Below are 12,288 nucleotides of genomic sequence, written 5' to 3'. Positions count from 1 at the left end.
TTAAAATTTAAATTATTGTTTGTCATTCTTTTACAAATTTACCTTTTGTCAAAATCCTATCGGCGGAAACTACTTGGTAGAGATATGTCCCTGCTTCAAGGTTTTGCGTGTCGATTATGATGAGATTCCCGTTTTTGCTGATGCTGCAATCGAGACATTTCTCACCCAACAAGTTGTAAATCTGAATGTGTGAAACATCAGAGGTGATGTCGTTTATTGGAATGTTCAGAGTGCTGTTTGCAGGATTCGGAAAAGCCGCCGCAAGATGGTCTTGGCTTTCGCTGACGCCCGTTCCCGAAATGCGGAAATGAGCCGATTGCTGCGAGGCAGCTGAAAAGGAGAAGCCAGGCAACAGGCTGATGTAGTCAGTGGCTACATATTCGTGGCTTTCGTTGGCAGGCAAGGCCTCGGCCAAATTGAATTGCTGTCCGAAATGCTGCTGGGCAAATGCCGTCGATGCCGACAGCAAAATCAATGCTATGATTATCGTTTGTCTTTTCATGGTGTCGTTATTTGTTTTCAAGTCCTTCGATGCGGTTTTGCAGCATGGCGTTCTGCTCTTGCAATTGCTCAAGCATTTCCTGCTGTTTCAGTGTATAAAGTGTCAGTTCTTCGATTTTTTTCAGGAGAATGCCTTGCATTTCGCTCAGTTCGATGCCGTTTTCCATTACTTCCTTTTCAGATGGCACATCGGGCAAGTGCTGGTTTTCGCTGATGTAGGCTTTCAGTTCGTTCAAAGGCATGAGGCCGTAGTTTTTGCCAAAGACATAATCGTGCCATGCGCCTACATCCTTAATGAGCACTTCATCGGTAATGATGCCTCCGCCGACAGCCAGCGAAAAACCTGCAACATCGTTTGCAGCATTGATGCCGACCTTGCCGTTGAGTGTGATTTCTTGCGCATCCATGTCAACGGCATCATTTCCAGAAATGCTGATTTTTGAAGCTGCCATCGTCATGTTTTCGGGAGCGATAATTGAAAATTCCTCGTTTCCATTATTTTTAATAAAGGCATTTTCGGAGCCAAAGCAATACGAATCGGCTTTGAATATCATCTTGCCGTTTCCTGCACTAAACCACATTCTGTTGTCTGTTCCAACCGAAAGGAAATGGTTTTCGTCTTGCATTTGAATGTAAGCAGAATCATGAGCCTGATTAGTAGATTGGATTATCATTCCTGCGATTTCATTTGGGTCGGAAATGATATGGAATTTTGCTTGTGGAACTGCTGCACCAATGCCGACTTTACCCGTGTTATACAACTTGTTGACTCCGTCATTATCAGAACGGGTGATGAACAAAGTCGGGTTGACACTGTTCATTCCCAACATGATGCCATCGGTGTAATTGTATAACGGATAAGACTGATTATTGATGATGCCGCATCCCAAAGTTATGGCATAATCCTGTTCAGTAACGGTGTGGGAACCGATTGAAACCGATGCCAATCCAAGTGCTTGATTGTTAAACCCAATCGAAACACTGCTGAAATTCTGAGCGTATGCTTCCAAGCCCATGGCAACGGAGCCTTCCCCAAAAGCTCTGGCATGGTAACCACAGGCAAACGAAAACTGACGGGTCGCCTTGCTTAGCTTCCCAAGAGCAAAGGCACTCTCACCCGTAACCGTATCGTTTTCTCCAAATGCAAAAGACTGATTTCCTGAAGCATAAGAATTAAGGCCTCCTGCAAACGAACTTTGGCCGCTGGCTTTGCTATTCGAGCCTATGGCCGATGAACAAACGCTTGAATCGGCTTCGCAAAGCGTGTCGTAATAAACTTGGGAATTTACACTTCCAACGATTCCCATGATAAAAAGCATGGAAATCAACAATGATTTGAATACAGTATTCATAATGAAAAATTGTTAAATTAAATGTTTTGATTTTCAATAGTTTGCATCATTACTTACAATGCGCAATCCGCATTAAAACTTCGCCATCGGAAACTGTGGCTGAACGGCGAAGCCGTCATTTGGGTCTCTTCTTCTTGCAGAGCCAAATCTTAGGCAAAACAAAACTTCCGCCCAAACAGGAGCTGAAATGTGAGGATGATATGAAGCAATGTGTCTTCATGGTTCTCGCTTTGTTTTGCCGAGGGCAAATTTATGAAGGAAAACACATTCAAGTCAAGGAAAAAATGAAGTTTTTTGTAATTGGAAATATCACTTCACTATTAGTTTCAATGTTTCAAGCTGGCGGCTTTCGTTGGAAATCTGCATGACATAGAAACCTTTCGCCAGATGGCTGATGTCCATCTGATGCAACTGATTGCCTCGTGAAAATCCAGCCGATTGCCGTTCAACCAATTGACCTTGAAGATTATAAACATCGAAATTCACCGTGCTATCGAATCGGTTGAAGAAACAAATGTTGACGACATCGGAAGCCGGATTGGGCGCGATGGAAGCGTTATACTCAGGTATCAAAACATTTTCTTCGACAGCCAGTTTTGCAGTGACTGCCAGCTTCATTGTGATGGGCAAATGGTCGGAGCAATCGAAAACGGCTTCGATCACGTCTTGTGGTGCCGAATTGTTACTACCTTGATTGATAGACTGATTGAAATGACGGCCGTCGTTGCCGACAGCTTTGTAAGAATCGCGCACATAGCGGATGTTGTGGTAGCCGAAAGCGATTTCATCGGCCATGAGAATGAAGTCGAAACGGTCGTCCATGCCGCCCGTCGAGCGGCAGTCGTTGTCAATCCAGCTGGCCGTGGCCTGCGTGTGGTATTGTGCATAATTGGCGTTTTCGTTCCACGGACCGACACCCGCACTTCCGACAGGATCGACAAAACAGATTTCCGAATGGCTGTAGGTGCGCGTCAAAAGCTGATAGCCTGATTCGGAAGACGAATACATATTGAAATCGCCCATAATCAGCACGTTATCATTCGGATAATACTGATAAATGTAATCCATTGCAGTCTGCAATTGCGCCCTTCTTGAGCTTTCTTCATTCATGCCTGCCTTCAGGTGTGCCACCACGCAGATCAGTTTTACGGTGTCGCCGGCCGCTAAACTTGCCGTCTTGCAAAATAATTCATAAACATCTGTATCACGAGGATTTGTTCGTAATGCAACTCGTTTCTTCAGTCCAAATTTATTTGAATTATAAAAAATGTGATTTATGATAGTGCTGCCAGCATAATTAATTCTATTGTCAGATTTCCAATAATTTACACCGCCAACATTCAGGTTGTGCCGCAAAAAATCGTTGCAAATGGCATCGGAAGCGCCAAACTCGTTGACGGTGAAAATATCAGGTTTCACATATTTCAATATCGTGCGGATGTCTTCATCCTTTTGCTGCGTGTTGTTGTTAGTCTCGAAACAACTTGCCCAGCCGCTATTGTAATTGCCGTATTCCAGCAGATTGTACTGCATGACGGTGATGGTGTCTTGTGCGAAAGCAAAATACGGAGCAAAAACAGCGAATAATAAAACTATGGTTTTTCTCAACATGTCGATGATATTAGGTTGCAAAGTTAGTCAAAAGTCGTAAAATCGAGTCTTATTTGAAGTTTTTTGGCGCGATATTTGAGAAAAATTTATCTTTGCAAAGTTTTTCTACGATGAATAATAAAAACTTGATAGTAAAATGTTTGGCTTTTGCTGCTGTTCTATTGGTTTGCGTAGCCTGCAACAAAAGCAAAATCGATGCGCCTATTGTAGGGCATTGGGGCTGTAAAGATTTCGTCAAATGCATTACCGATGAAACTACTGGCGCAATAACATGGGATACGACACATTATGAAGTTGGGGAAGGCGTTGGCATCGAAGTCTTTTTCAACAGCGATGGCACTGGGCGGTTGCTTCTTAACGAAAGCCCTGCGATGATAACAGACTTTAGCTGCAAATATTCTTACAACGAAGCCCAGCAACAAGTTGTCGTGGAAGTGCCTGCATTACTGTATATTCTAAGCCAGCCATATATTTCGCTTTCTGAAAACAAGGCGGTATTCGACATTGAAGAAATCAGCGACACGACTTTTGTCGCCTCTTGGACAGATAAAGTTGCGGAAGATACGCCTGCCTTTGAGCGGTTTTATCTGAAAAGAATTGATTAACAAATAAATACACAAAGAAAATGAAAAAATTAGGTTTAATTACATTTTGCCTTGCATTAGGAATGCTTTTCGCTTCCTGCAACAAGGATTCTGCTGATCCAAAACCAATTGATCCAGTCAATCCTGATACGCTTAGTCCTGCACCTGTCAATCCCGATACACTTGGTCCTGCTCCCGTCAATCCTACGATAACATTGAAAGACAGCCTGTTTTGGGGCAGCTGGGGCGTAAAGAAAATAGAATATTACAATATCGATTATGCAGGGAATCCGATTGAAGCCTCAATGGAGACCTTCGAGATGATTCCCGGTGATCCACAAAGCGGCATTGACCTGATTTTCAGGCAAAACAAGACAGGCGAGATGCGCGACAGAAGCCAAGATACGATTTACACTGACTGGAATCCGCAAACACAGCAATACGAGACCATGATTATCTGTCCGGATACGACTTTGGTCAACACTTTCACCTATCTTGTCGATGGTGAAGATTCCACATTGTATCTGAACATGGATTACGCCCATACCTTCAAAATGGGCATTCAGGAAATCACCGACAGCACATTCATCTATACCAACGAATATGATGTCGACTATGTTGAAAGAGCCTATTTGAGACGGCTTTCCAATGCAAAAGTTGCACCTTCCAAGCAAAACGTCAAGCGTCCAAACAAGCCGGGGGCGTTTCTTGGTGAAAGAGAATAGTTGAAGCATAATACAATGAAAGCGGAACGTAAATTATTTTGCGTTCCGCTTTTTTTAGTTAATGGACGAAACCAATTATTCGACCAGCAACACTAATCCTTTCAAATAAGCACCTTCTGGATGGAAAATGTTAATCGGATGGTCGGCGGGTTGCGATAATTGGTAAAGTATTCTCACATTGCGTTTTGCGTCAATGGCGGCTGCGGTAACAACACTTTGGAAAGCCGCCTTGTCGATGGCTTGCGAACAGCTGAAGGTGAACAATATGCCGCCTTTGGCAATCTTGCGGATGGCTTCCGCATTGATGTAACGGTAGCCCGAAAGTCCTTTGTGCTTGTCCTGATGGCGTTTGGCAAAGGCGGGCGGGTCGAGGATGATAAGGTCGAATTCATCTTGTTTCATTTCCTGCAAGAAATCCTTCATGTCGGCCACCACGCAAGGGTTTTCTTCTTTTGAAAAACCATTCAATTCCAAATTATTATCGGCAGCTAGAATCGCTTTTTTGGAAGCATCGACGGTCACGACTTTCTTGGCTTCGCCTTTCAAGGCCGTCACCGAAAAACCACCCGTGTAGCCGAAGGCGTTCAACACGGTTTTGTCCTTGGCTAATTGGCGCACCAAATCGCGGTTGTCGCGCTGGTCGAGGAAAAAGCCTGTCTTTTGGCCTTCTTCCCAGTCGATGTGGAACTTGCTGCCATTTTCAAGTACCATTTCATCGGCTTTTTCGCCGAAAAGATAACCATCTTCAACCACATCGTCCTTTCCCATGCGCTGCATGGCTTCGGCGCTTTTGTTGTAGATAGCATCTAATTTCAGATTGGGGATGAGTTTCAAGGCGCGCACAATCTCTTTCAGATGCAAGGCCATGCCTTCGGTCTGCGCCTGAACGACAGCGGTCTTGTTGTAAATGTCGATAATCAATCCGGCCAAGCCGTCGCCTTCGGAATGAACGAGACGATAGCAGTTTGTCTGCTGATTGTCAGTAAGATTCATGGCATTTCGGGCTTCAAAAGCCTTGCTGAGACGGTCGAGGAAAAACCATTCGTCAATCTTACGGTTTTCGAAGCAAAGCATCTTGACGGCAATGCTGTCCGACTCGCAGAACCCCGTGCCTAAAATATTGCCTTGGAAATCGGTAACTGTAACAGTATCACCAGCTTGCAGGTTTTCAGCAGCCGATGCAATGGCGCCCGAAAACACCCAAGGATGGAAACGGCGCACGGCTTCGTCCTTGCCTTTTTTCAGTTGTATGATTGGATAAAGTGCTTGTTGATTCATAATTGATAAATTGTGATGAGTAATTTCTGTTGGATGGAAAGTTTTAAAGTAGAATGATGAATACGCTCGTTGAGCTTGTCGAAACGATGGTTTAAGCGAAAAGATTTTGGACTTTTTAAACTGATAACCGATGTTTTGACAAGCTCAGCAACCGAAAACTGATAACTGACTAATTTTCTTACGATTAGTTCTGTTTCATGAAAAAGCTACTCAAAAAGCGAAGTGAAGCCAAACTGCTTCACATCGAACAGGCCCTTGTCGCTGAGTTTCAAATCGGGGATGACGACCAATGACATAAAGGCCAAAGTCATGAAAGGCGCGTAAAGCGTGGTGCCGAGACGATGTGCCAAAGCATCAGCCTTTTCATAGTTTTCAGCTACCTTTTCACCTTCGTCGGCACTCATCAGGCCAGCAACTGGAAGCGGCAAAACGGCTGATTCCTCATGGCTGTAAGTCACCACACCGCCTTTGTTTTCAATCAGCATGTTGATGGCGGCAACGATTTCCTCATCGGAAGCGCCAACCGCAACGATGTTGTGACTGTCGTGTGCCACACTCGAAGCGATGGCACCTTTTTTCAAACCGAAATTACGGATGAAAGCCACGGCAGGTTTCGCCTTGGCATAACGATTGACGACAACCATTTTCAGAATATCACGCTCAACATCGCTGACCAAATTGCCGTTTTCGACCTTTGGCTTCGCAATAGTGACATCCGTAATCAATTGACCATCAAAGCATCCAATCACCTTGATGTTTTTGCCTTCATTGGCCAATGCGATGTCTTCCTTGGCGATAGGTCCGATGACAAAATTGTTTGGCGTAGCCGACTGCAAATGCGCAATGCTTGAAACGCCATCGGCAGCCACACATTCGCCTTTAATATAAGTGCGCTTCACATTCAAGTCATTCAGATTATCCACGACAATGAAATCGGCATCGTCGCCCGTTTGCAGCAGACCGACATTCAGATGATAGTGATTGACCGCATTGACGGAAGCGGCTTTCAGCACATCCAGAATATTGTAACCCAAATCAATGGCGCGTTTCACCAATTCGTTGACGTGACCTTTCAGCAAATCGTTCGGGTGCTTGTCGTCAGAACAAAACATCAGTTTTTCGGGGTGCGTGGCCATCAGCGGAATCAAAGCCTCGAAATTCTTTGCGGCACTGCCTTCGCGGATTTGAATCAGCATTCCTTCGGCTATCTTTTCTTCGGCTTCTTCCAAAGTGAAACATTCATGGTCGGTGCTGATACCTGCGGCAACATATTTCTTCAAGCCATCACCCGAAAGCGCCGGAGCATGGCCATCGATAGGTTTGTTGGCATTTTTGGCAGCGGCAAGTTTCTTGAGAATGTCGGCATCCTCGAACAGCACGCCCGGACAATTCATCATTTCCGAAAGGTAATGGATGTCGTCCATCGCCATAAGTTGCTCAATGGCAGATGAATCGAGGGTGAAGCCCGCCGTCTCAAAGCAAGTGGAAGGCACACAGCTTGGTGCGCCAAAGAAAAACTTGAACGGCACGCGTTTACCGCTTTCAATCATAAACTTGATGCCTTCAATGCCAAGAACATTGGCGATTTCGTGCGGGTCGCTGACGGTGGCCACCGTGCCGTGAGGCGTTGCCATGCGGGCAAACTCGCTCGGCACGACCATCGAACTCTCAATATGGATGTGGGCATCGACAAAGCCCGGCATGATGAACTGATTTTCAGTAGTTTCACATTCCTTGATGGAAACGATTTTGCCGTTTTCAACGCTTACGGTTCCCGAAAAAATGCGTGAAGCAATAAGGTCAACTATCTGACCACTGATTGTAAATGTGTTGTTTTTCATTGATTTAGTTTAAGAAAAATAAGCCAGGCGTGATGCCAACCCATTTCAGGACGGTTTCGCCCCAAAGCAGAATCAGCACCCACGAAATGGTCATCATCGTGATGCCAAACTTAAAGGCATCAGTCTGACTATACATGTTTGTATTATAGAGCAGTGCAGCCGGCTTACTGTTGAACGGCAGCACATAGCAATGTTCGATAAGCATGGCGACGGGCAGCGAAAGACTCATTACGGGAAATCCGAAACGCGCTTCGACACCCAAAGCGATAGGCACGAAAACCATGGTGCGGATGGTCTTCGACTGGAAGACAAGGCCCGAATACATCATCAGGAAAGTGAGGATGACATAAAGCACCCAGAATGGCGTATCAGCCGTGATGCCCATGCTGTCGAAGGCCGCATTGACCATCGTGTTGGGCAAGTCGGTGGCATTCAGTCCGGAACCTAAAGTATAAGCACCTGCTGAGAAAAGCATCAGGTGCCAAGGAATGTCGACATCGTTCCATTTCACCACGCCAACGCCTGGCAACAAGGCCAAAACAGCACCCAAAAGGGCAACGATGGTTTCGTCAATGTTATGGAAAGTGCCCTTCGTAACCCATAAGAACAGCACGAGAACGAATATGCCGACAGCCTTATATTCTTCACCTTTCATCTTGCCCATGGCATCGAGTTCCTTCTGCAAACGTTCAATGCCGCCTTCAATCTGAGGTTTTTGCTCCTCTTTCTTCATCGGGAAGAAAACATAAATGCCGAGAACAAGGCCTATGACCAGAATCAAAAGGCTCATCGGGCCACAGGTAAGCAGCCAGTCGGCATAACCGAAATCGCAACTGCCCACGAAACCCGCAATCAGCGAAATGGCCAGCAAGTGAGCACCACTGCCGGTATAAAAAGCGTTGGCACCGATATTCACTTGGAAAAGATTCTGAATGACGAGGTTACGGCCAAAGTTATTGCGGTTATCGCCGGTGGCACCGTAAATGGCACAGACGGTCATGAAGATAGGCAGCATGATGGTTGCCTTCACGGTAGTTGCGGAGATAAAGGCTGACAATACGATATTGATGATCAAGAAACTCCACAACACGCCTTTGGCGCTTTTGCCGAATTTGATGACAAAAGCCAAGGCCATTCGTTTGGCGAACTGGGTCTTCACCAGCATACTCGCCAATACGAAAGAAAGGATATTCAGCCACATGACGGGGTGACCCAGTTGGGCCAAGGCGTCTTTTTGCGTGGTGACGTTACAGAGCACAATACCCAAAATCAACAACAAGGAAGTCAAGTAGTTAGGAATGGCTTCCGTCATCCAAAGAATGAGACTCGCCACGAAAATGGCCAGCATGGCATAGTTGGTTCGGATGAAAGTGTCGAAACCGATGTCGTTGCAGCGTTTCAAGGCTTTTTCAGTCAGCAAGGAAGTGTCGAGGTTGTCGATAAACCCGATATGACAAAACCAATAAATGACGACAAAAGCGATGATAGCCAGCGGACCACCCAAACGGGCCATCCAGATTTCGAAGGACGATTTCTGCATTTTCGGCAGTTTCTCAATCCTGTAATTGTTCATGTCCAAGGGGTCAAATGTGCTCATGTTCTTTTTTTTAGCTATTAGCTTTTAGCCATTAGCCGCTTGCAACCGAAGGCAAGCTAAAAGCTAATGGCCAATGGCTAATAGCTGACAAAATTATTTCCAGTTCTTAAAAGGATTCTTCATCAACATGGAGTTGAAATATTTCGGGTCGCCCGTCACTTCTTCACCGAGCCATGCAGGTTTGTCGAAAGGTTCGTTTTCGTCTGCAAGTTCGACTTCTGCAACAGTCAGACCGTCGTTGTCACCGTAGAATTCGTCCACTTCCCAAGTGTGTTTTCCGTCGGTGTTCTTGACGAGATAGCGGGTCTTGTCGATGACGCCAGGTTCGGCCAATTCGAGCAACGACTGCACTTCTTCAACTGGTATTTCCTTTTCCCATTCAAAGCGGGCGGCGCCTGATGCGTTGCCGATGCCCTTGATGGTGATGTAGCCCTTATCGCCCTTCACGCGGATGCGGACGGTGCGTTCAGGCACACTGCAAAGATAACCTTGCGTGATTCTTGTGGCTTTGAAAGCCTCCGATTTAAAATCTCCCTTAACAAGGAATTTCTTTTCTATTTCCTGAGCCATATTAATTTGAGATTCAAAGATTTAAAATTTAAGATTTAATGATTTAAAAATTGGTTGTCAGTTATCGGTTCTCAGTTATTTGTTAATCAATGACTGAAAACTGATAACTGAAAACCGATAACTTATTCATTAGCAAGTGGTTTGTCGGACATGCCGATGACGCGCTTGATAGCCTGTAAGTAATTGATGTTTTCGACGCCTTCGAGGCCGATGTCCTGAATGGTCTTCTTGATGTCTTCAATTTCAGTCGATTCCGAATTGATGGTCACGACCTTGGCACCATTGATGAGCACTTCGCCAAATTCGCAGATGGTATCGTTGACCATATAGCCGAGACGGCGCTTATGAACACGGACGGCAGCCAAATCGGGATTGGCTTTCACCATGGCGATAAATTCATCATAGGTGTAAGTGTCCTTATCCAATTTAGGCATTTCGACCATGAAAGCCGGAAAGACTTCCTTTTCGAGGACTTCCTTGGCGATAGGAAACTCGCCCTTCATGAGCGGATTCCACAGTTCCAGTCCATCGACAGTCTGGACGTAGGTCTTGATGTCCATCTTGCCATTGCGGATCTTGGTGTTGTTGATGTCGTTTTTGCGCGAAATGATGTAGATTTCGTCACTTAAACGTTCCCATACTTTTTCAGGCACAGGCATCGAGAGGCGAGCCATGCGCTTATGTGCTTCGCAGAAACACTGTCCGAATGAACGGAATTCAAATCTCGGCTTTGATTCTTCGCCGATTTTCATTTCTTCTTTTGCCATTATTTTTTGAGCTTTAAGCCATAAGCCATAAGCTGTAAGCCATTGCAGATGATGCTTATGGCTTACAGCTTATAGCTTAAAGCTGATTATTTATTCTTGAGGTATGTCTTCGCCTTCGGCTGGGTTGGCAGCGTTTGGTGTAGCATCGGCAAGTTTCCATGCACCGCCGTCTGGTGTGCGAGCGTATGATTTTTCACCGACATTTGAAATGGTCTGACCCCATTCGCCGGTCGTACCTCTTTCGAAGGCATCTCTTTCGGTACCATCAGCCATGAAGAGCGCCATGCGAATGGTCTTCTTTCCTGACAGACCGCTGCTGAAGAAGAGATTTTCAGGTTGTTCAGGGTGGTCAACCAAAACATCTTCGCTATAAAGCAAGATATAGCCGTGAGCTGGAGCTACGACAGTAGCGTCAGCAACCCATTTGGCGTTTTCAAGGCCTTCGTTGCCATCCTTGCAGATGTACATGCCTTCGAGAGGAAGGTCGAGGTCGCCCATGTTGTAGATTTCGATGAACTTGGTGTCGCCGTTCAGTTCGTTGAGAACGATGTTGGTGTAGTCAGGCTGTGGAGTTGGAGGTTCTGGAGTGTCACCACCTTCAAGGCCTAAGAGCAAGTTAGCGCCATCAATATTGGGTTCACCTGGAGTGGAAGGAGCATAGTACCACAAGCCATCAGCGTTACGGCCGTATGATTCTGGAGCAGGAATCATAGCTGGGTCGTTCATGTCGATGTTCACCAAGTTAAAGTCATCGATGCTTTGGCCAGCAGGGGTGAAAAGTTGGATGCGGACGTTCTTCTTTGCAGAGAGACCGCTGCTGAAAATCAGAGATTCGGGATAGCCATAGTGAGGCATGCCTTCAGCTTCGCAAACGTCAATGCTATAGAGCAGCAAGTAACCGCCTGCTTCGATGGTGACGTCGGCAGCGCCAAGCCAGTTCTGTTCGGCATCTTTTTCAATGTAACAGCCAGCCATGTTGATGGCTTCGGCACCGGCATTGTAGATTTCGATGAACTTGTCGTTACCATTCAGTTCGTTGAGACGAAGGACTGAGTAATCGACAGCGACAGCGCCAACGGTATAATCCATTTCGGCGGAAACAGCTTCAGCCTTATCGTTGACAGCCTTGACGTAGAACACGACCTTTGTGTCGTTTGGCATGGCAGGAATAACAGCTGCGTAGGTGTCTCTTTCGTTTGCAGGAATCATCTCGACAGGAGTCATTGTGCCGCCAGCGAGATTGGCATCCATATAATATAAGGTGGCCGTAAAGGTTTCGAAACTTGTGATGATAGCCTTGACGGTGACATCAGTGTTTTCAGTAACCGCAGTAGGCGTGTAACTTACTCCCGTGATTTTGATGCCAGGATATTTTTCGTCTTTAACGCATGAAGCAAGACCAACGATAAGGGCTAATGCCACAAATAATATCTTTTTCATTTTCATTCAATTTTAAAGTTTG

The 12,288-nt window shown here is 45.7% G+C and carries 11 protein-coding genes; 2 read left to right on the top strand and 9 right to left on the bottom strand.

What is annotated here, in order from left to right:
• Positions 1-22: 22 nt before the first annotated feature.
• The 3 genes from AC06MN_RS14350 to AC06MN_RS14340 form a co-directional block, all read right to left on the bottom strand.
• Positions 23-502 carry a T9SS type A sorting domain-containing protein gene (locus AC06MN_RS14350; RefSeq protein WP_475673061.1) on the bottom strand — a complete coding sequence of 160 codons (480 nt, stop codon included), beginning with the start codon at positions 500-502 and terminating at the stop codon, positions 23-25.
• A gap of 7 nt (positions 503-509) precedes the next feature.
• Complete coding sequence (locus AC06MN_RS14345) at positions 510-1,853, bottom strand: hypothetical protein (protein WP_475673060.1); 1,344 nt, start codon at positions 1,851-1,853, stop codon at positions 510-512.
• A 309-nt stretch (positions 1,854-2,162) separates the two neighbouring features.
• Complete coding sequence (locus tag AC06MN_RS14340) at positions 2,163-3,464, bottom strand: T9SS type A sorting domain-containing protein (protein WP_475673059.1); 1,302 nt, start codon at positions 3,462-3,464, stop codon at positions 2,163-2,165.
• Positions 3,465-3,517: 53 nt separating this feature from the next.
• Here AC06MN_RS14340 and AC06MN_RS14335 point away from each other — a divergent pair, with 53 nt between their 5' ends.
• Together AC06MN_RS14335 and AC06MN_RS14330 are read left to right on the top strand one after the other, a co-directional pair.
• The gene (locus AC06MN_RS14335; protein ID WP_475673058.1) at positions 3,518-4,069 is read left to right on the top strand and encodes a hypothetical protein; all 552 of its coding nucleotides are present in this window, start codon (positions 3,518-3,520) and stop codon (positions 4,067-4,069) included.
• Between the two features lie 20 nt (positions 4,070-4,089).
• Positions 4,090-4,773, top strand: coding sequence for a hypothetical protein (locus tag AC06MN_RS14330; RefSeq protein WP_475673057.1), 684 nt, complete (start codon positions 4,090-4,092; stop codon positions 4,771-4,773).
• A 75-nt stretch (positions 4,774-4,848) separates the two neighbouring features.
• Here the strand turns inward: AC06MN_RS14330 and AC06MN_RS14325 are convergent, their stop codons facing one another.
• The 6 genes from AC06MN_RS14325 to AC06MN_RS14300 form a co-directional block, all read right to left on the bottom strand.
• Positions 4,849-6,051 carry a class I SAM-dependent rRNA methyltransferase gene (locus tag AC06MN_RS14325; RefSeq protein WP_475673056.1) on the bottom strand — a complete coding sequence of 401 codons (1,203 nt, stop codon included), beginning with the start codon at positions 6,049-6,051 and terminating at the stop codon, positions 4,849-4,851.
• Between the two features lie 206 nt (positions 6,052-6,257).
• Positions 6,258-7,892 (bottom strand): adenine deaminase, encoded by a 1,635-nt coding sequence (gene ade, locus AC06MN_RS14320; RefSeq protein WP_475673055.1) that lies wholly within the window; start codon positions 7,890-7,892, stop codon positions 6,258-6,260.
• A gap of 4 nt (positions 7,893-7,896) precedes the next feature.
• Positions 7,897-9,489 carry an SLC13 family permease gene (locus AC06MN_RS14315; RefSeq protein WP_475673054.1) on the bottom strand — a complete coding sequence of 531 codons (1,593 nt, stop codon included), beginning with the start codon at positions 9,487-9,489 and terminating at the stop codon, positions 7,897-7,899.
• A 93-nt stretch (positions 9,490-9,582) separates the two neighbouring features.
• A complete protein-coding gene (locus AC06MN_RS14310) occupies positions 9,583-10,059 on the bottom strand; it encodes a CYTH domain-containing protein (protein ID WP_475673053.1) in 477 nt (158 codons plus the stop codon).
• 122 nt (positions 10,060-10,181) lie between these two features.
• Positions 10,182-10,826, bottom strand: a complete 645-nt coding sequence (locus AC06MN_RS14305; RefSeq protein ID WP_475673052.1) for a hypothetical protein — start codon at positions 10,824-10,826, stop codon at positions 10,182-10,184.
• A gap of 90 nt (positions 10,827-10,916) precedes the next feature.
• Positions 10,917-12,266, bottom strand: a complete 1,350-nt coding sequence (locus AC06MN_RS14300) for a lamin tail domain-containing protein (protein ID WP_475673051.1) — start codon at positions 12,264-12,266, stop codon at positions 10,917-10,919.
• Between the last annotated feature and the right edge of the window lie 22 nt (positions 12,267-12,288).

This window comes from Candidatus Limimorpha sp. (assembly GCF_056203535.1).
This window is presented reverse-complemented; position numbering and strand designations above follow the sequence as displayed.

Excerpts from the sequence above, each read along its gene's own strand:
- AC06MN_RS14350 (WP_475673061.1), bottom strand. The coding sequence starts at position 502 with ATGAAAAGACAAACGATAATCATAGCATTGATTTTGCTGTCGGCATCG.
- AC06MN_RS14345 (WP_475673060.1), bottom strand. The coding sequence starts at position 1,853 with ATGAATACTGTATTCAAATCATTGTTGATTTCCATGCTTTTTATCATG.
- AC06MN_RS14340 (WP_475673059.1), bottom strand. The coding sequence starts at position 3,464 with ATGTTGAGAAAAACCATAGTTTTATTATTCGCTGTTTTTGCTCCGTAT.
- AC06MN_RS14330 (WP_475673057.1), top strand. The coding sequence starts at position 4,090 with ATGAAAAAATTAGGTTTAATTACATTTTGCCTTGCATTAGGAATGCTT.
- AC06MN_RS14325 (WP_475673056.1), bottom strand. The coding sequence starts at position 6,051 with ATGAATCAACAAGCACTTTATCCAATCATACAACTGAAAAAAGGCAAG.
- ade (WP_475673055.1), bottom strand. The coding sequence starts at position 7,892 with ATGAAAAACAACACATTTACAATCAGTGGTCAGATAGTTGACCTTATT.
- AC06MN_RS14315 (WP_475673054.1), bottom strand. The coding sequence starts at position 9,489 with ATGAGCACATTTGACCCCTTGGACATGAACAATTACAGGATTGAGAAA.
- AC06MN_RS14310 (WP_475673053.1), bottom strand. The coding sequence starts at position 10,059 with ATGGCTCAGGAAATAGAAAAGAAATTCCTTGTTAAGGGAGATTTTAAA.
- AC06MN_RS14305 (WP_475673052.1), bottom strand. The coding sequence starts at position 10,826 with ATGGCAAAAGAAGAAATGAAAATCGGCGAAGAATCAAAGCCGAGATTT.
- AC06MN_RS14300 (WP_475673051.1), bottom strand. The coding sequence starts at position 12,266 with ATGAAAAAGATATTATTTGTGGCATTAGCCCTTATCGTTGGTCTTGCT.